This is a genomic window from Citrobacter sp. ABFQG (assembly GCF_004322975.1).
GTDB lineage: Bacteria > Pseudomonadota > Gammaproteobacteria > Enterobacterales > Enterobacteriaceae > Citrobacter > Citrobacter freundii.
The window spans coordinates 1,067,475-1,087,255 of sequence record NZ_CP036435.1 but is presented as its reverse complement, the minus strand read 5'-3'; the positions used below and the strand labels follow the sequence as shown (position 1 = coordinate 1,087,255).

16 protein-coding genes are annotated in these 19,781 nt (G+C 52.9%); 7 read left to right on the top strand and 9 right to left on the bottom strand.

Translation table 11 applies throughout. The features are described 5' to 3' along the window. Positions 1–1,437 carry an ammonia-forming nitrite reductase cytochrome c552 subunit gene (nrfA, locus tag WN16_RS05325; protein ID WP_003844735.1) on the bottom strand — a complete coding sequence of 479 codons (1,437 nt, stop codon included), beginning with the start codon at positions 1,435–1,437 and terminating at the stop codon, positions 1–3. 433 nt (positions 1,438–1,870) lie between these two features. Here nrfA and acs point away from each other — a divergent pair, with 433 nt between their 5' ends. From acs to actP, 3 genes are all read left to right on the top strand, one after another. Continuing rightward, positions 1,871–3,829 (top strand): acetate--CoA ligase, encoded by a 1,959-nt coding sequence (gene acs / locus WN16_RS05320; RefSeq protein WP_003841063.1) that lies wholly within the window; start codon positions 1,871–1,873, stop codon positions 3,827–3,829. 237 nt (positions 3,830–4,066) lie between these two features. After that, positions 4,067–4,381, top strand: coding sequence for a DUF485 domain-containing protein (locus WN16_RS05315; RefSeq protein WP_003031750.1), 315 nt, complete (start codon positions 4,067–4,069; stop codon positions 4,379–4,381). Continuing rightward, positions 4,378–6,027, top strand: a complete 1,650-nt coding sequence (gene actP / locus WN16_RS05310; protein ID WP_003031747.1) for a cation/acetate symporter ActP — start codon at positions 4,378–4,380, stop codon at positions 6,025–6,027. Before WN16_RS05315 ends, actP begins: the two co-directional genes overlap by 4 nt. A gap of 45 nt (positions 6,028–6,072) precedes the next feature. Here actP and WN16_RS05305 read toward each other — a convergent pair whose 3' ends face one another. Together WN16_RS05305 and WN16_RS05300 are read right to left on the bottom strand one after the other, a co-directional pair. Further along, complete coding sequence (locus WN16_RS05305; protein WP_044702194.1) at positions 6,073–6,762, bottom strand: LrgB family protein; 690 nt, start codon at positions 6,760–6,762, stop codon at positions 6,073–6,075. Beyond that, positions 6,755–7,165 carry a CidA/LrgA family protein gene (locus WN16_RS05300; protein WP_003031742.1) on the bottom strand — a complete coding sequence of 137 codons (411 nt, stop codon included), beginning with the start codon at positions 7,163–7,165 and terminating at the stop codon, positions 6,755–6,757. Before WN16_RS05300 ends, WN16_RS05305 begins: the two co-directional genes overlap by 8 nt. A 101-nt stretch (positions 7,166–7,266) precedes the next feature. On the opposite strand from WN16_RS05300, the gene WN16_RS05295 reads away from it, so the two are divergent. Continuing rightward, complete coding sequence (locus WN16_RS05295) at positions 7,267–8,157, top strand: LysR family transcriptional regulator (RefSeq protein WP_044702196.1); 891 nt, start codon at positions 7,267–7,269, stop codon at positions 8,155–8,157. A gap of 70 nt (positions 8,158–8,227) precedes the next feature. Here the strand turns inward: WN16_RS05295 and WN16_RS05290 are convergent, their stop codons facing one another. The 4 genes from WN16_RS05290 to soxR all read right to left on the bottom strand — a co-directional run bounded on the left by WN16_RS05290 (position 8,228) and on the right by soxR (position 13,281). Next, positions 8,228–8,719: a transposase gene (locus tag WN16_RS05290; RefSeq protein WP_044702199.1), complete on the bottom strand. Its 492-nt coding sequence runs from the start codon at positions 8,717–8,719 to the stop codon at positions 8,228–8,230. A gap of 225 nt (positions 8,720–8,944) precedes the next feature. Next, positions 8,945–10,591 (bottom strand): Na+/H+ antiporter, encoded by a 1,647-nt coding sequence (locus WN16_RS05285; RefSeq protein WP_003031737.1) that lies wholly within the window; start codon positions 10,589–10,591, stop codon positions 8,945–8,947. Between the two features lie 157 nt (positions 10,592–10,748). Next, a complete protein-coding gene (gene ghxP / locus WN16_RS05280) occupies positions 10,749–12,098 on the bottom strand; it encodes a guanine/hypoxanthine transporter GhxP (protein ID WP_003031735.1) in 1,350 nt (449 codons plus the stop codon). Between the two features lie 724 nt (positions 12,099–12,822). Next, positions 12,823–13,281: a redox-sensitive transcriptional activator SoxR gene (gene soxR, locus WN16_RS05270; protein ID WP_003031733.1), complete on the bottom strand. Its 459-nt coding sequence runs from the start codon at positions 13,279–13,281 to the stop codon at positions 12,823–12,825. Positions 13,282–13,367: 86 nt separating this feature from the next. Between soxR and soxS the strand changes: the two genes are divergently transcribed. Continuing rightward, on the top strand, positions 13,368–13,691 hold the full coding sequence (gene soxS / locus WN16_RS05265) for a superoxide response transcriptional regulator SoxS (RefSeq protein ID WP_003031731.1): 324 nt from the start codon (positions 13,368–13,370) through the stop codon (positions 13,689–13,691). 2 nt (positions 13,692–13,693) lie between these two features. Here the strand turns inward: soxS and WN16_RS05260 are convergent, their stop codons facing one another. Next, on the bottom strand, positions 13,694–15,280 hold the full coding sequence (locus WN16_RS05260) for an EAL domain-containing protein (RefSeq protein WP_003841054.1): 1,587 nt from the start codon (positions 15,278–15,280) through the stop codon (positions 13,694–13,696). Between the two features lie 553 nt (positions 15,281–15,833). Here WN16_RS05260 and WN16_RS05255 point away from each other — a divergent pair. Continuing rightward, on the top strand, positions 15,834–16,115 hold the full coding sequence (locus WN16_RS05255; RefSeq protein ID WP_003031727.1) for a YjcB family protein: 282 nt from the start codon (positions 15,834–15,836) through the stop codon (positions 16,113–16,115). Between the two features lie 66 nt (positions 16,116–16,181). Here the strand turns inward: WN16_RS05255 and ssb1 are convergent, their stop codons facing one another. Further along, positions 16,182–16,706 carry a single-stranded DNA-binding protein SSB1 gene (gene ssb1 / locus WN16_RS05250; protein ID WP_003826621.1) on the bottom strand — a complete coding sequence of 175 codons (525 nt, stop codon included), beginning with the start codon at positions 16,704–16,706 and terminating at the stop codon, positions 16,182–16,184. Positions 16,707–16,957: 251 nt separating this feature from the next. Between ssb1 and uvrA the strand changes: the two genes are divergently transcribed. Then, the gene (gene uvrA / locus WN16_RS05240) at positions 16,958–19,780 is read left to right on the top strand and encodes an excinuclease ABC subunit UvrA (RefSeq protein WP_003031720.1); all 2,823 of its coding nucleotides are present in this window, start codon (positions 16,958–16,960) and stop codon (positions 19,778–19,780) included. The last annotated feature ends 1 nt before the right edge of the window (position 19,781 follow it).

Here is a 19,781-nt window from a genome sequence, read left to right as displayed (position 1 = left end):
TTATTGGCTTAACAGACCGTTTTTACGCGCCTGATCTTCCCACTGCGGAATCACCGTTTTGATGAAGTCCTGCTTTTCAGCATTGATTTGCTGCATGTTCAGACCAATCGCCGCCTGGGCTTTCTCTTTGGTAGAGATATCCGGTAACGGGATTTCATGCGTGATGCCTTTGGTCGCCAGCAGACGGACCAGTTTGGTACGTGCGTCAGCGGCTTTATCCATTGCGCTACCCAGCATCCGCAGACCTTCTTCCGGGGCATGCATGTGAATACCGTGTGAGGCGATAGACAGGTCCCAACGCCATTGCGCGTGACGGATATCTTCCAGAATCGGCTTCATTTCCGCTTCGGTCGCACCCGCATCCCATGCGGCTTTCGCTTCGAAGTGCGCACGAACAAGCTGGTCTTCAACTTTGATTTTCAGGTCATGAATGGCCTGTTTACGCTCGGCGACTACTTTTTGCAGGGACGCTTTGTCCTGGGTGTGGCAGTTCGCACAGGTCTGAGCGAAATTATCAAACGGATTACCAATCTTATGGTCGGTGTAAATCTTGCCTTCCGCGTTCTGCACTTTCGGCATGTGGCAGTCGATACAGGTCACATTGTTCTTGCCGTGAATGCCTGCGCTCCAGGTTTCATACTCCGGGTGCTGCGCTTTCAGCATCGGGGTTTTAGACAGGGAGTTGGTCCAGTCAGAGAAGGCGATGGTGTCGTAGTACTTCTCCATGTTCTCGACTTTCATGCCGTCGTCCCACGGGAACTTAACGGCTTTGTTTTTACCGTCGAAGTAGTATTCCACGTGGCACTGGCCGCAGACCATGGATTGCTGGTCAAATCGACCGGCTTTCTCAAACGGTTTGCCGATTGTTTCCATCGCGCGTTCAGCATAAGGACGCGACAGCGTCAGTTCTGGCTTGCCTTTGGCAAAGTCTGGTGACGCGGTGTTATGGCAATCGCCACAGCCAAGATTATTAACAATTTCAGGACCGCCGCGCGCCCATTTACCGTGGAAGTAGCCATCTTCACCGTCTTTCTGGATCAGACGCGCCACATCCGGGCTTTTACAGCTCCAGCAGGCCATCGGCAACGGACCATCTTCTGCCGTTTTGGGTGCGCCGGTACGTAAGGTTTCACGAACATCGGTCACTGCATACGCGTGCCCGCGCGGTTTGTTGTAATCGCGCGAGAAGGGATATCCCGCCCACAGGATCACCAGACGAGGATCTTCTGCCAGCGCATCTTCACGGGCTGATTGCTCAGACGTGGCTTTCCAGGAGAGATATTGATCGGGATGCTGAGGGGCGAAGACTTCATTCTTCGCTTCAACGGTGACGGTTTTTGCGGGTACGGGAGTTTGTTCAGCGTGAACTGCAGAGATAAATAATAAAGGTACTAACAGGCTGAAGAAACGGCGTACGCGTGATTTTATCCTTGCCATAGGGGTCTCATCCAGATGACGCCATTATCTGCAATGGCGGTTCTTTTATTGTTTTCCATAACAGCAACCACACGAATACTGTCATGACATTGCTCCACCCTATTTGTAACAAGAAACCACACTGAAAATGTTGTCTTTAATCAATTGTAAGTGTATGTAAAATACCACTTTAGAGTTAGTAACACCCTTTGATTGCTCCCTCTTTTGTCTAATTCAGATACAGATCACCTTTTCAACAATCCTTTAGATAACTACATGTTATCGCGAGATTTAGTCAATTTTGCTAGCTCCCTTCAAAATTCAGTTTGTCGCTAATTTGCACAATTCGTTTATTGCGTGATCTGCCGCGCAAATACTAAACAAAACTCTCAAAGCCCCTACATTTAACGTTTATGAGACATATTATTAACATCCTACAAGGAGAACAAAAGCCATGAGCCAAATACATAAACACGCTATTCCCGCAAACATTGCGGATCGTTGCCTGATAAATCCGGAGCAGTACGCAGAGAAATACCAGCAATCCGTTAACGAACCCGACACATTTTGGGGCGAACAGGGAAAAATTCTTGATTGGATCAAGCCGTACAGCCAGGTGAAGAACACTTCCTTCGCACCAGGCAACGTGTCGATTAAATGGTACGAAGACGGCACCCTGAATCTGGCCGCAAACTGCCTTGACCGCCACCTGCAGGCAAACGGCGATCGTACCGCCATCATCTGGGAAGGCGATGACGCAACCCAAAGCAAAAACATTACCTATCGCGAGTTGCATCGCGATGTCTGCCGTTTCGCCAATACGCTACTGGATTTAGGCATTAAAAAAGGTGACGTGGTGGCCATTTATATGCCGATGGTGCCGGAAGCTGCGGTCGCCATGCTAGCCTGTGCCCGTATTGGCGCGGTGCATTCGGTCATCTTCGGTGGTTTCTCACCGGAAGCCGTCGCCGGACGTATTATCGACTCCAATTCACGCCTGGTGATCACCGCCGACGAAGGCGTACGCGCCGGGCGCGCTATCCCACTGAAAAAGAACGTCGATGATGCGCTGAAAAATCCAAATGTGAAAACCGTTGAACATGTGATCGTTCTCAAACGTACCGGTGGAAAAACGGAATGGCAGGAAGGTCGCGACCTGTGGTGGTCCGATCTTATCGAGAAGGCCAGCTCAGAACACCAGCCGGAAGAGATGAACGCGGAAGATCCGCTGTTTATCCTGTATACCTCCGGCTCAACCGGCAAGCCGAAAGGCGTGCTGCACACTACCGGCGGGTATCTGGTCTACGCTGCAACCACCTTTAAGTATGTGTTTGATTACCATCAGGGCGATATCTATTGGTGTACCGCTGACGTAGGCTGGGTAACCGGGCACAGCTACCTGCTGTACGGTCCGTTGGCCTGTGGCGCAACTACGCTGATGTTCGAAGGCGTGCCAAACTGGCCTACCCCGGCGCGTATGTCGCAGGTTGTGGACAAGCATCAGGTCAATATTCTGTATACCGCACCGACCGCCATTCGCGCCCTGATGGCGGAAGGCGATAAAGCGATTGAAGGCACTGACCGTTCGTCGCTGCGTATCCTGGGTTCAGTTGGCGAGCCGATCAACCCGGAAGCATGGGAGTGGTACTGGAAGAAGATCGGCAACGAAAAATGCCCGGTCGTCGATACCTGGTGGCAGACTGAAACCGGTGGATTCATGATCACCCCGCTGCCGGGCGCCACCGAACTGAAAGCCGGTTCTGCAACCCGTCCATTCTTTGGCGTACAGCCTGCGATTGTCGATAACGAAGGTAATCCGCTGGAAGGCGCGACCGAAGGCAATCTGGTGATTACCGACTCGTGGCCGGGCCAGGCGAGAACGCTGTTTGGCGATCACGAACGCTTTGAGCAAACCTACTTCTCTACCTTCAAGAATATGTACTTCAGCGGCGACGGCGCGCGCCGTGACGAAGATGGCTATTACTGGATCACCGGACGTGTGGACGATGTGCTGAACGTCTCCGGCCACCGTCTGGGAACAGCTGAAATCGAATCGGCGCTGGTGTCGCATCCGAAGATTGCCGAAGCCGCGGTGGTGGGGATTCCGCATAATATTAAAGGCCAGGCGATCTACGCTTACGTCACGCTGAATCACGGTGAAGAGCCGTCACCTGAGTTGTACGCCGAGGTTCGCAACTGGGTGCGTAAAGAAATTGGCCCGCTGGCAACGCCAGACGTGCTGCACTGGACCGACTCACTGCCGAAAACCCGCTCCGGCAAAATCATGCGCCGTATTCTGCGTAAAATCGCGGCGGGCGATACCAGCAATCTGGGCGATACCTCGACTCTCGCCGATCCTGGCGTCGTGGAGAAACTGCTCGAAGAGAAGCAGGCCATCGCGATGCCATCATAACCATAACTGTGAAATGCCCGATGGCGCGCAGCTTATCGGGTCTACAAATCCTATCCCTACCCCTCCCCTGACCGGGAGGGAAATATAAAAACCCTCCCCCAAAGGATTTCGCGTTGCAGGAAGGCGGCAAGCGAGCACATCCCCAGGAGCATAGTTCACTATGTGACTGGGGTGGGCGAGTGCGGCCAACGCACCTGCGGCGTGAAAGACGAAGGGGGTATCTCTGGAGACTCTGTGATGAATGACCAAATTTATCAGCGGATAGAAGACAGTGCGCGTTTCAGGGAGTTAGTAGAAAAACGGCAACGGTTTGCCACCATTCTGTCCATCATCATGCTGGCAGTTTATATCAGCTTTATTTTACTGATTGCCTTTGCGCCTGGCTGGCTGGGTACGCCGCTCCACGCGGGAACCAGCGTCACCCGGGGTATTCCGATTGGGGTCGGTGTGATCCTTATCTCCTTCATTCTGACCGGGATTTATATCTGGCGGGCAAACGGTGAATTTGATCGCCTGAACAATGCGGTTCTGCACGAGGTTAAAGCATCATGAAGAGAGTCCTGACGGCGCTTGCCGCCACGCTGCCCTTCGCCGCAAACGCGGCGGATGCTATTAGCGGTGCAGTTCAACGCCAGCCAACCAACTGGCAGGCGATTGTTATGTTCCTGATTTTCGTCATCTTTACGCTCGGCATTACCTACTGGGCGTCTAAACGCGTACGTTCGCGTAATGACTACTACACCGCCGGCGGTAACATCACCGGTTTCCAGAACGGGCTGGCGATTGCGGGCGACTATATGTCGGCGGCATCGTTCCTTGGAATTTCCGCGCTGGTATTTACCTCCGGTTATGACGGGCTGATTTACTCACTCGGCTTCCTGGTCGGCTGGCCAATTATTCTGTTCCTGATTGCTGAGCGTTTGCGTAACCTCGGTCGTTACACCTTTGCTGACGTTGCTTCTTATCGTCTGAAGCAGGGTCCAATCCGTATTCTGTCGGCCTGTGGTTCCCTGGTGGTGGTCGCGCTGTATCTGATCGCCCAGATGGTCGGCGCAGGTAAACTGATTGAGCTGCTGTTTGGTCTGAACTATCACATCGCCGTCGTACTGGTTGGCGTACTGATGATGATGTACGTTCTGTTTGGCGGCATGCTAGCAACCACCTGGGTACAGATCATTAAAGCTGTTCTGCTGCTGTTCGGCGCCAGCTTTATGGCCTTCATGGTAATGAAGCACGTCGGCTTCAGCTTCAACAACCTGTTCACCGAAGCGATGGCAGTACACCCAAAAGGCTCCGCGATTATGAGCCCGGGCGGTCTGGTAAAAGATCCGATATCCGCCCTGTCGTTAGGTCTTGGATTGATGTTCGGTACAGCAGGTTTGCCGCATATTCTGATGCGTTTCTTCACGGTCAGCGATGCCCGCGAAGCGCGTAAGAGCGTATTCTATGCCACCGGTTTTATGGGTTATTTCTACATCCTGACCTTTATCATCGGCTTTGGCGCGATCATGCTGGTAGGCGCTAATCCAGAGTACAAAGATGCTGCAGGCGCACTGATCGGTGGTAACAACATGGCGGCGGTTCACCTGGCGAATGCGGTGGGCGGTAACCTGTTCCTCGGCTTCATCTCTGCAGTGGCGTTTGCCACCATCCTGGCGGTGGTTGCCGGGCTGACGCTGGCGGGTGCTTCGGCAGTTTCTCACGACCTGTACGCCAACGTATTCCGCAAAGGCGCAACCGAACGTGAAGAGCTGAAGGTGTCAAAAATCACCGTACTGGTACTGGGTGTGATAGCCATCCTGCTCGGCGTGCTGTTTGAGAACCAGAACATCGCCTTCATGGTGGGTCTGGCGTTCGCCATCGCGGCCAGCTGCAACTTCCCGATCATCCTGCTTTCCATGTACTGGTCGCGTCTGACCACCCGTGGCGCAATGCTGGGTGGCTGGTTAGGTCTGTTAACAGCGGTAGTATTGATGATTCTCGGCCCAACCATTTGGGTCCAGATCCTCGGTCACGAAAAAGCCATTTTCCCGTATGAATATCCAGCGCTGTTCTCCATCAGCATAGCGTTCCTCGGGATCTGGTTCTTCTCTGCTACCGACAACTCAGAAGAAGGCAACCGCGAACGCGAGCAGTTCCGTGCTCAGTTCATCCGCTCCCAGACCGGGTACGGCGTAGAACAAGGTCGCGCGCACTAACCTCCCCTCTCCTCCGGCTTTCGGGCCGGAGGATTACATCCTTTCTTAGAACATCAGCCTCGCGACCAGCGGCGCCACCAATACCATCACCACACCGGAAAGCATCATCACCAGGCTGGCAACTACGCCCTCTTGCTGACCAAGCTCATAAGAGCGCGCCGTGCCTGCCCCGTGCGATGCGGCGCCAAATCCTGCGCCTTTCGCCATGCCTTCACGAATGGAAAGGCGTAAAAACAGCACATCGCCGACCGCCATGCCGAATACGCCGGTCACCACCACGAACAAGGCCACCAGGTCCGGCTGCCCGCCCAATGGCTCTGCCGCTGCCAGCGCAAATGGCGTGGTGACGGAACGCACCGCCAGACTGCGTTGGATCTCATCAGGCAACATAAACAGGCGCGCCAGCCACACGGAACTGGTAACGGCCACCAGCGTTGCCGTTACCACGCCCGCCGTCAGCGACATCCAGTGACGCTTAATCACCGCAAGGTTGTCATACACCGGAACGGCAAAGGCGATGGTCGCCGGTCCTAACAGCCACAGCAACCAGTGCGATTCACCAATATAGTTTTGCCAGGAGATATGGCCGAAGACTAGCATCAGCACCAGCAGGGCCGGGGTGAGAACTAATGGCATCAGCGGTAATTTACGAAAACGGCGATACAAACGCTTATTAGCAAAGTAGATACCCAGCGTAATCACCAGACACAGCAAGCTTAGCTGAAAATTACTCACGGTTTAACCTGCTCATTTCATAGCGATAAACTTTATCCACCACCCACGCCGTTGCGCCGAGCACCATCAGCGTACTGATCGCAATGACGGCAAATATACGCCAGCCATCAACCAGCAACAGCTGCGTGTAATTCACAACGGCGACCACCGCCGGGACAAAAAACAGCAGCATTTCAGCCAGTAACCAGCGAGCACCTGCGCGAATCCAGTTCAGCGGGATAACCCGGCAGACAATTAACGCCAGCATCAGCACCATCCCTACCAGGTTGGCAGGAAGCGGCAGATGCAGCCAGGAGACAAGATATTGAGCAAATACAAAGAGACCTGCGTACAACAGAACCTGAACGGGGATCTGGAGTCGATGAATAACAGCAGGCGTCACGCGGCTTATCGCCACAGCCATGAGGGTATGTCCTTAAAAAATAGAGAGCGCCAGTATAGAGAGCCCCCGTCCAGGACTGAAATGAATTAAACTCATTGCAGGCATAGTCTTAAGGAATAATCATGGATATCAGAACGCTGCGATATTTTGTTGAGGTGGTTCGTCAGCAGAGCTTTACTCGCGCAGCGGAGAAGCTTTTTGTCACCCAGCCCACCATCAGCAAGATGTTGAAGAACCTTGAAGACGAGCTTAATTGCACGTTGCTCATCCGCGACGGGCGGCGGTTGTTGTTAACCGACACCGGGCAGGTCGTTTTCGAACGCGGCCTGGCGATCCTCGCTGAGTTTCGCCAGCTTGAAGCCGAACTTAGCGACATTAATCACCTCAACAGGGGTGTGCTGCGCCTCGGTATCCCGCCGATGGTCGGTATGTTGATGGCCGGGCCTATCAGCCTGTTTCGCCAGCACTATCCCGGCGTTGAGCTGAAGGTCTCTGAATTTGGCGGCTTAACCGTCCAGCAGGCGGTGATGAACGGCGATCTGGATGTTGCGATGACCGCGCTGCCGGTTGAAGAAGAGAGTGGTCTGGCGACCTTACCGCTTTTCAGTCATCCGCTCTGCGTGCTGGTCCCCCGCTCCGGTCAGTGGACAACATGCGAATCCATTTCCCCCGAGGCACTGGCGGAACATCCGCTACTGATCTACAACGAAGATTTCGCGTTGAGCCGCCAATTGCTTGAGCTGTTTAGCCAACACAACGTCAAGCCCCGCATCGCGGTGCGCAGCGGGCAGTGGGATTTTCTGGCTGCGATGGTACAAGCCGGAGTCGGAATTGCCATTTTACCGGAGCCGATTTGCCAGCGCCTGGATAAGCAAACGTTGCGCTGGATCCCTCTGGAGAGTGATTTACGCTGGCAATTGGGCATGATTTGGCGCGAAGGCGTGTATCTGTCGCACAGCGCTCAGGCGTGGCTCAAATGCTGTGAAGGGTTTTGGCTACCGCAAGCGTCGTAAAATGCCGGATGCGGCGCAAACGCCTTATCCGGCCTACATCGGTTTTGTAGGCCTGATAAGCGTAGCGCCATCAGGCACGTTCACCCATATTAAAATCCATTATTTCACCTGCCCAATTGTGTGGGAACAAACCACGCCTCACATCGCGATGAAATGTTGAAAAAGGCCATGTCTGTACCTGTTTTACCCACCCGTGCTTCACTGGGTTAATGTAAATATAATCAACATGCTGTCGATAATCGTGCTCATCGCGGATGGTATGTTCCCAAAAGCGAGGTTGCCAGATATGTCGGGCAGACAACGATCGCGTGAAATGCTTCTTAATTTCCCGCCAGCGGGATGAAAAATCAGCGTCATTTTCAGGCAACGTCCAGATGCAATGCATATGCTCAGGTAATACGACCCACGCATTGATATAAAAAGGTTTCATTTTTTGTACCGCAGAAATAGCACAACGTAACCGATCAATTTTTGATAGCAGAAGCTGGCTTCGACGGTCCTGCAGATTTACCGTAAAAAACCAGGTTCCTCCGTTGATGTAATTTCGTCGATAGTTGGACATATTTCCCCCTTTCCTCAACCGTATGGAGAAAAGAGGGAACAGACAAGACAAACAGATCAGTTCAGGAAAGCGGCTCGCAAATTACACGATGAATATTTTATGTAGGCCTGATAAGCGCAGCGCCATCAGGCAGATCTTTCGCCGGATGCGGCGCAAACGCCTTATCCGGCCTACAACGTGCTACCCCGTAGGCCTGATAAGCGTAGCGCCATCAGGCTCTCTCGTTTATTGATTCTCGATCAACAGCGCTTCCAGCAAGTCCAGATCGTGCAGCAGCTTTTGCAGCGTTTCATTGCTGATTTCCCGCGTCGCGCGCAGGTGATAAAGCTCTGCGCGTTCTGAACGCAACGCTGCCAGGCGGAAACGTCGCTCGAGGTTTTCTTCCTGCATCGAGCTTTCCACATCGTTGCGTCCGTCGGCGCGACGACGCAGGTTACCAATCACGCGGGAACTCACCTCGGTGAGTAACTGGTTATCGATGTTCTCTTCGGTGTCCGCGGCCAGTCGCTCCTCCATTTTCTGGATCGCGACAATCGCCACTTCTGCCGTAGCAGCGCGAGCAATACGTTCCTCTTTCTGCTGCTGCGAGTGGTCTGCCACTTCCAGATGTTGTAGCAGAATCGGCAACATCACCACGCCAACAAACAGCGAGAACAGAATCACGCCTGCGGCAAGGAAGATCAGCTCATATCGCGCCGGGAATCCGCTACCATCCGGTAACAACAGTGGAATGGAGAGCACACCGGCGAGGGTGATTGCCCCGCGCACGCCGGCAAAGGAGGCAATCAGGATTTCACGCGTCGTCCAGGATCCGAATTCCATCGGCTTTTTCTTCAGGAAGCGCAGACTGAATTTTTTCATCGTCCACAGCCAGCCAAAACGTACCAGCATCAGCGCCACGTAAATCAGCACGATATCGGTAAACAGCATCCAGATTTCAACGTTCGGATCGACCTCGGCCGCCGCTAAGGAAGACTCCAGAATCCCCGGTAACTGTAGCCCTAACAGCAAGAAGACCATGCCGTTAAACACAAACTCCAGCATTGCCCAGGTACTGTTAGCACGTAAACGCATCGCCAGCGGTGCGCGGCGCATCACCCCGGAACGGGTGATCGTCATCCCGGCAGCGACCGCCGCGAGAATACCGGAAACGCCGATGTGTTCCGCAATCAGGTAAGACGCAAACGGCAGCAGGAACAGCAGGACGATTTGCGTTGCCGGCTCGTCACCGCCCCAGCGGCTGAGGAAGCGCAGGGAGCGCCCGTACAGCCAACTGACGACAAAACCAGCCAGGATGCCGCCAATCGCCACTTTGAAGAACTCAAGCGTTGCGCCACCAACGGTGAATACCATCGTCCCCATCGCCACGGCGACGGCAAACTTCAGAGAGACCAGACCGGAGGCGTCGTTCATCAACGCTTCGCCCTGCAGGATGCCCATGATTTTCTTCGGTATGCGCCCCTCCCCCACAATGCCGGAAAGGGCAACAGCATCGGTTGGCGAAAGGACGGCGGCCAGCGCAAAGGCTGGGATAAGTGGTATCCCCGGCACCAGCCAGTAAATCATAAATCCAATGCCGACCACCGTGACCAGCACCAGCGCCAGCGCAAGGCCGAAGATCTCTCGCCCATGCTCGAGAAACTCACGCGTTGGCGTCTTCCAGCCATCGGCAAAGAGCAGCGGCGGGATGAACAGCACCAAAAACAGCTCAGGATCGAATTCCACATGCAAACCAAACGTCGGCCACGCCAGCAAGGCGCCGATGGCGATCTGCATTAGGGGTAAAGGGAGTTGGAAGGGCAATACGCGAGTAAATACCCCCGACAGCGAGACCACAAGGGTCATGATGAGTATGGTGAAAAAGATTTCCATGCGTTCCCTGTTTGCGATGTTTCTTATGATTGGTGATGAGAGGCGTCGTGCCTCAATTCTATCTAATTGAGAGTAACGCAAAAGACAACGAGTGTGTTCTGAAAATAAAAACGGGCGGCCAAAGCCACCCGTTTTGAGGATCTTTATCGAACAAAAATCAGATAGCCCAGCCGCCCGCGTAGAAGGCCACCAGCGCGATAGCGATAACCACCGTGCCGATGTTCAGCTTGCGCCATTCGCCAGAGACAAGACGGCCAATCACCAGGGTAGCAAAGCCAATCATAATGCCGGTAACGATGTTACAGGTCAGCACGATAAATACGGCCGTTACCAGACCCGCCATTGCGTCGACAAAGTCAGCAAAGTCGATTTTCGCAACGTTGCTCAGCATCAACAGGCCCACATACATCAGTGCAGGCGCCGTTGCGTATACCGGTACAAGATACGAGAGCGGAGAGAGGAACAGGATCAGCAGGAACAGGACGCCAACGGTGATCGCCGTCAGGCCAGTTTTACCGCCTGCCGCCGTACCCGCTGCGGATTCAATGTATACCGCCGCAGGAGCAGCGCCCACCAGACCAGAGAACACGCTGCTCAGGGAGTCGGTGGTCAGCGCTTTGCCGCCGTCGATAATCTGTCCGTCTTTATCCAGCAAATTCGCCTGTCCGGCTACGGCACGAATGGTGCCGGTCGCATCGAAGACGGCGGTCATAACCAGCGCCAGCACGCTCGGCAGAACGATAGGATTCAGTGCGCCCATAATATCCAGGCTGCCGATCAGCGAGTTGCCGTTTTCGTCGCTCAGAGACGGCATGGCAAAAATACCGGAGAAATGCACGGCCGGGTCGAAAATCAGGCCAACAATGGAAATACCGATAATAGTCAGCAGGATGCCGCCCGGTACTTTCAGTTTTTCGAGGCCAATAATCACCGCCAGACCAACCAGCGACATAATCACCGGGAAGGTATCGAAGTCACCCAGCGCAACCGGCAGACCGTCCAGCGGATTCTTAATCACCAGACCAACGCCGTTTGCCGCAATCAGCAGCAGGAACAGGCCGATACCGATTCCCGTACCGTGCGCAACGCCCTGCGGCAGATTGCGCAGGATCCAGCTACGAATACCCGTCGCGGAAATGATGGTAAACAGGACGCCCATCAGGAACACCGCGCCCAGCGCAACGGGCACGCTGATATGTTGCCCCAATACCAGGCTGAATGCGGTAAACGCCGTCAGAGAAATGGCGCAACCAATCGCCAGCGGCAGATTTGCCCACAGGCCCATGACAATAGAACCGACGCCCGCGACCAGGCAGGTTGCCACAAATACAGCGGCAGGCGGGAATCCGGCTTTACCCAGCATCCCTGGAACCACAATAACGGAGTAAACCATGGCGAGGAACGTCGTTAATCCGGCAACGACTTCCTGACGAACGGTACTGCCGCGAAGCGAAATTTTAAACCAGGCGTCGAGTGAACCGCCGGTACGCGCTGAAGGCGTAGACATAGAAAACATCCCCTGAGAGTTTATTTTTTCGTCATTATGCGTGCTGGACAATCCACTGCCTGCTAAACGTTTTCTCCATGTGCCAGGTTTGCGTCATTAGGGGTGTCGCAAAAAAGCAAACGTTTAGCTCCGCGCATAAAAAACGGGTGGTAAAAAAAAGCAAACGATTATCCAGCGATCATACGCCGGTTTTCAACTGAACTTTGCCGCTTTTTACTCATTTCTTCTTATAACGCACAATAAACAACCAGTCGATGCGCAAACGTTATCGTCAATGCGCAATCTGGTAACAAATTTCGCCAGATTGTCGCAACAATCGTTCTTATTTTTCGCGCAAACTCGCGCAAGAAAACCGGTGAAGATGCGGTAATTTTTTTGGCTAAAAAATCATCATTTGACTGGCAAATGGAGGGAGGTAGCTTACACTTACATTATCAACACAGGCCGGAACCTCCCCTAATGTGCTCGACTGAGGGGTGTTGATGTCGGGGGAAACCCTCCCGTGAACCAGCGGGATAGAGTGAAAGACGAAGACCGGAACCAAACTAAAGCGCCCTCTGTGGCGCTTTAGTTTTATACCCGTCATATTTCACGTTGCAGGTGTGTTGGCTGCGTTTACTCACCCGAATCACTTAGTTTACTAAGCTCATCGGGATTCGTGCTCTTGCCGCCTTCCCACAACGCGAATTATTTAGGGTATATATCAGTCATATATTTAAACCAATCAATCATCTTCCAGCAGACGCGCCCCGGTTCCTTGCTCGCCCAGCTGATCGCCTGGGTTACGCAACGGGCAATCGCTGCGCGACAAGCAGCCGCAACCAATACATCCATCCAGCTCATCGCGTAGCGACACCAAAGTATGAATGCGTCGGTCCAGCTCTTCACGCCATTGCGAAGAGAGCTGTTTCCACTCTTTAGCGCTAAGTGAATGTCCTTCAGGTAATACGCCCAGCGCGTCGCCAATCGTTGCCAGCGGGATCCCAATGCGTTGAGCAATCTTGATAATCGCCACGTAACGCAACACATCACGTTTGTAGCGACGCTGATTACCGCTGTTGCGCATGCTGCTGATTAACCCTTTGCTTTCATAGAAATGCAGGGTCGAAACTGCCACGCCGCTACGCTTTGCAACTTCACCTGGCGTGAGCAGCGCTTTTATCCGGGGTAATTTCTTTTCCATAAATCGCTTTACCTCAAGTTAACTTGAGGAATTATACTCGCCCACAGACAAAACGACGAATCGAATACTGAGAAAGAGGCAGCCCTATGTCCCATCAGCAGATTATTCAGACCCTTATTGAATGGATTGATGAACATATCGATCAGCCGCTGAACATTGAGGCGGTTGCGAAAAAATCAGGTTACTCGAAGTGGTATTTACAGAGAATGTTCCGCACGGTGACGCGCCAGACGCTGGGTGACTACATCCGCCAGCGACGACTTCTGCTGGCGGCGGTTGAACTGAGGACGACTGAGCGACCTATTTTCGATATCGCGATGGATCTTGGTTATGTATCGCAACAAACCTTCTCGCGCGTGTTTCGCCGCGAGTTTGATCGTACCCCCAGCGATTACCGCCACCGCCTGTAAGCTTATTGCCCGCTCTGCGTCAGTATGGCGGGCGACCGTTGTATCCAGTGCATGAACTCCTGCGACGGCAGCGCCTTCGCAAAATACCAGCCCTGACAATACTGTACGCCGCGTTCAAGCAGCCATTCGATTTGTTCCTTCGTTTCCACCCCTTCCGCAATCGTCTTCAGGTGTAAGCTTTGCGCCATCTCAATAATATGTTCGGCAATCAAGTGACTGGTGCTGTTAGTGGACAACGTGCTAATAAACGATTTGTCGATCTTCAGGATATCGACATTCAGCGCTGACAAATTATGCAGATTGGAATATCCCGTGCCAAAATCATCAAACGCCACTTCATAACCCGCCTTGCGGAACGCCTGAATTACTGGGGTCATTTTATGTACATCTATGAACCCCCGCTCCGTCACTTCGACTTTAATTTGCTGGGCCGCCACGGAGTACTCACGATTTTTGTCGTTAATCAGAGCAATCAATCGGGATGAATGAAAGTCAGAAGCGGAAAGGTTAATCGAGATATAAAGCTGAGGATGCGCCGAAAGAAAATACCCCAAATCGTTGAACACCTCTTCAACGACATAATCCGTGATCCGCTCAATCATTCCCTCTTTTTCAGCCAACGGAATAAACTCCGTCGGGCTCATCACCTCACCTTTACAACCCGGCCAGCGCAGCAGAGCTTCAGCACCAACACATTGTCCATTCTTAATATCAATGATCGGCTGGTAATGCAGGCAAAGCTGACGTTTTTTGATCGCGCGTTTTAGTAAGCGCCGGGGAGATAAGTATTCCTGGCGCGTGCGCCACCACATTAGCAGTATCAGGATGCTGCAGATAATCCCGAAGGGAATGGTTAACGCCGCCTCGTGATAAAAAATCTGACTTACGCGGTTGTCTGAGGTCGACACAATGATCGCAATTGGGCGTTTTTCTGAATGCACGATGGTGTAAAAGCGATCGTCTTGTTGAAAGGTCGAGGCTTCACCGCGTACGAGAGGCGCGAATTGCGCAATATTTGCCGCTTCGCTGGCGGAGAAAAACGTATCTGTTACTGTGTCATATACGCCCCAGGACAGATCCGGATCATCTGACATGACTTCGCTGTAGGATAATGGATTTATGACTGCGACGTAGTTCCCACGTTGCATGTACGTCATTCTGTAGCCAGCGAAAAAAGGGGTATCGCGGTAGTAATAGATGGCGATATCCGGCGTACGTTTATAGTCTGCGGTCGGCATAATATAGGTAACGGGTGGCACCATCGACGTAGAGCACAAAAAATGATCGCCCTGCGCATAAATTAGCTCGCTGATATATAAACGACCGCGAATAATATTCAGCATACTTTTCTGATGTGCCGGGGTACACATCTTACCCTGATACAACTGGGCCATATCACGCGCCAAATCGGCTTGCAGGATTACCAATTCTGTTTTATTTAACACCAGTTGAGCAAATGAGCGGAGTTGATTACGGGTTTCGGACATAGCCCGAATTTGAGCAAACCATAATGCCAGCACCACGGGGAGCAATACCACCATGAATGTTCCCAGCAACTTCAGCAGCTTGCGTCGCGCACTGTGATTCATGTCAGCCTTATGTCCCTGTTTTGTCTATGCCAGTACCTGTCACGGCAGGATGCTATAAACACCAGCTAGTTAACTTGCATGAATCTATCAGTATTAGCAACAGACGTCTCTATGTAAAAGTCTGATAATAGTTGATGATGATATTATTTTTCCGTAAGGCAAACTTAAAGTTACGCTTATTTCACAACGTTATTATCCCTAAAACGTAAATTTTTTATGAGCACTATCCTGGTTGCATTTAAGAAATTCATTAAATTTTTTTAACACAAAATTTAGGATAAATTAAACCGGTGGTCTAAATGCACCTTTAAGATTGATTATTTAGTGTCAAAAGCCTTTTTGAATATAACCACACATTAAGAGTGGTTATGATCCTGTAAAAATAACGTCCAGTACTGGTGAACAAACGAGCACTTGTGATATAGTTCACAAAAATCATGTAACAGAAACAATGTTTCATTCATGTTATTGCCCGTCGATAGCCAGAGTACTACACCCTCGGTGAACACCCCCGCGCTGTCCTGGGCATCCAGACTTTCTGAGGACGTTTTTCATGGCAACGATAACAACTGGCGTGGTTCTTCTGCGGTGGCAATTACTCAGTGCAGTGCTGATGTTTTTAGCCAGTACGCTCAATATCCGTTTTCGTAAATCAGATTATATTGGCCTGGCCGTCATTAGCAGCGGTTTGGGGCTGGTTTTTGCCTGCTGGTTTGCGACTGGATTGCTCGGCATAACCCTGGTGGATATGTCTACTATCTGGAAGAACATTGAAACCGTGATGGTTGATGTGATGAGCCACACACCGCCAGACTGGCCGATGGTGTTGAACTGATAACAAAATTTCATATGGCTACCCCGGTCTTGAGGTAGCCATAATTTTCAGCGAAAAGCAGAAGGATTAGAACGGAATATCGTCGTCGAAATCCATCGGCGGTTCGTTAGACGGCGCTGCCGGAGCGGACTGCTGCGGACGAGACTGCGCGCCGCCGCTGAACTGATTGCCGCCCTGCGGCTGCTGAGGCTGACCCCAACCACCCTGCTGCTGGCCACCACCTGCCGGAGCACCACCGCCCTGACGACCGCCCAGCATTTGCATGGTGCCGCCAACGTTAACAACAACTTCAGTGGTGTACTTTTCTACGCCGGACTGATCGGTCCATTTGCGGGTACGCAGCTGACCTTCGATATAGACCTGGGAACCTTTACGCAGATATTCACTGGCCACTTCCGCCAGTTTGCCAAACAGCACAACGCGGTGCCATTCAGTCTGCTCTTTCATTTCACCGGTCGCTTTATCACGCCAGGATTCGGAAGTAGCCAGCGTAATGTTGGCAACTGCGCCACCATTCGGCATATAGCGTACTTCCGGGTCCTGGCCCAGATTACCGACGAGAATCACCTTGTTTACGCCTCTGCTGGCCATGATCGTGTCTCCTGAAAAACGTTACTGAATAAGTGTAAGCGCGGGATTGTAGCATTTCCAATAGCGCTTTTACTACGTTGCGAAGTTGATTCCAGTAAACAACCCCCGCCAGACATTGTTGCACAGGAACATGCGTTTTGCATTCCAATACTGTATATCCATTCAGGTCAGGTTGTGTCATAATTAACCGTTTGTGATCGCCGGTAGCACCATGCAGCCAGGCAAAAAAGCGTTTAATCCGGGAAAGATGAATGGATAAGATCGAAGTTCGGGGCGCCCGCACCCATAATCTCAAAAACATCAACCTCGTCATCCCGCGCGACAAGCTGATTGTCGTCACCGGGCTTTCGGGCTCAGGCAAATCTTCGCTCGCTTTCGACACCTTATATGCCGAAGGGCAGCGTCGTTACGTTGAATCCCTTTCCGCGTACGCGCGTCAATTTCTGTCGCTGATGGAAAAACCGGACGTCGACCACATTGAGGGGCTCTCTCCTGCCATCTCAATTGAACAAAAATCGACGTCCCATAACCCGCGATCCACGGTAGGTACAATTACCGAAATTCACGACTATCTGCGTCTGCTGTTTGCCCGCGTTGGCGAGCCGCGCTGTCCGGATCACGACGTTCCCCTGGCAGCGCAGACCGTTAGCCAGATGGTGGACAACGTCCTGTCCCAGCCGGAAGGCAAACGTCTGATGCTGCTGGCACCGGTAATTAAGGAGCGTAAAGGCGAGCACACCAAAACGCTGGAAAACCTGGCGGGCCAGGGCTATATCCGCGCCCGTATCGACGGCGAAGTGTGTGACCTTTCCGATCCGCCCAAGCTTGAGCTGCAAAAGAAACACACTATTGAAGTGGTGATTGACCGTTTTAAGGTACGCGACGACCTCACTCAGCGACTGGCTGAATCCTTTGAAACCGCGCTGGAACTGTCCGGTGGTACGGCGGTGGTGGCCGATATGGACGACCCGAAAGCGGAAGAGCTTCTGTTCTCCGCCAACTTCGCCTGCCCTATCTGCGGCTATAGCATGCGCGAACTGGAACCCCGCCTGTTCTCGTTTAACAACCCTGCGGGCGCGTGTCCAACCTGTGACGGTCTCGGCGTGCAGCAGTATTTCGATCCTGACCGGGTGATTCAAAACCCGGAACTGTCGCTGGCCGGTGGTGCTATTCGTGGTTGGGATCGCCGTAACTTCTATTATTTCCAGATGCTTAAGTCTCTGGCTGAACACTATAAATTCGACGTTGAAGCCCCATGGGCCAGCCTGAGCCCTACCGTGCATAAAGTGGTGCTGTACGGTTCGGGTAAAGAAAATATCGAATTCAAATACATGAACGATCGCGGCGATACGTCCGTACGTCGTCACCCGTTTGAAGGTGTGCTGCACAATATGGAGCGCCGTTATAAAGAGACGGAATCCAGTGCGGTACGTGAAGAATTAGCCAAATTCATCAGTAACCGACCGTGCGCCAGCTGTGAAGGGACGCGTTTACGTCGCGAGGCCCGCCACGTATTTGTTGAAAATACGCCGCTGCCCGCGATTTCCGACATGAGCATCGGTCATGCAATGGATTTCTTCAACAATCTGAAGCTTGCGGGTCAGCGGGCAAAGATTGCCGAGAAAATTCTTAAAGAGATTGGCGATCGTCTGAAGTTCCTGGTCAACGTCGGCCTCAACTACCTGACGCTATCGCGGTCGGCGGAAACGCTATCCGGCGGTGAGGCCCAGCGTATTCGTCTGGCAAGCCAGATCGGCGCGGGTCTGGTTGGTGTAATGTACGTGCTGGATGAACCGTCTATCGGTTTGCATCAGCGCGATAACGAGCGTCTGCTGGGTACGCTTATCCACCTGCGTAATCTGGGTAATACCGTCATTGTAGTCGAGCACGATGAAGATGCGATTCGCGCCGCTGACCACGTTATCGATATCGGCCCCGGCGCGGGTGTTCACGGTGGTCAGGTCGTCGCCGAAGGGACGCTCGACGACATCATGGCAGTGCCTGAGTCGCTGACCGGCCAGTACATGAGCGGTAAGCGCAAGATTGAAGTGCCTAAACAGCGCGTTGCGGCTGACCCAGAGAAAGTGCTGAAGCTCACCGGCGCACGCGGCAACAACCTGAAAGATGTCACCCTGACGCTGCCGGTAGGTTTATTTACCTGCATTACCGGGGTTTCCGGTTCGGGTAAATCGACGCTGATTAACGATACTCTGTTCCCAATTGCGCAGACGGCGCTGAACGGTGCGACGCTGGCGGAACCTGCGCCGTATCGCGATGTTCAGGGTCTGGAACATTTCGACAAAGTCATCGATATTGACCAAAGCCCGATTGGCCGTACGCCGCGTTCTAACCCTGCGACCTACACCGGGGTATTTACGCCGGTGCGCGAACTGTTTGCCGGCGTGCCGGAGTCACGTGCACGCGGTTACACCCCTGGGCGTTTCAGCTTTAACGTCCGCGGCGGACGCTGTGAAGCCTGCCAGGGCGACGGCGTGATCAAAGTCGAAATGCACTTCCTGCCGGATATCTACGTGCCGTGCGATCAATGTAAAGGCAAGCGCTATAACCGCGAAACGCTGGAGATTAAGTACAAAGGCAAGACTATCCACGAAGTGTTGGATATGACGATTGAAGAAGCACGCGAGTTCTTCGATGCCGTTCCGGCGCTGGCGCGTAAGCTGCAAACACTAATGGACGTTGGCCTGACGTACATCCGACTGGGTCAGTCCGCTACCACACTCTCGGGCGGCGAGGCGCAGCGCGTGAAGCTGGCGCGCGAACTGTCAAAACGCGGTACTGGGCAAACGCTGTATATTCTCGATGAGCCGACCACCGGTCTGCATTTTGCGGATATTCAGCAACTGTTGGACGTGCTGCATCAGCTCCGGGATCAGGGCAACACCATCGTGGTGATTGAGCACAATCTGGACGTGATTAAGACCGCTGACTGGATTGTCGATCTCGGTCCGGAAGGCGGCAGCGGAGGCGGCGAAATTCTTGTCTCCGGCACACCAGAAACAGTCGCTGAGTGTGAAGCCTCACACACGGCACGTTTCCTCAAACCACTGTTGTAAT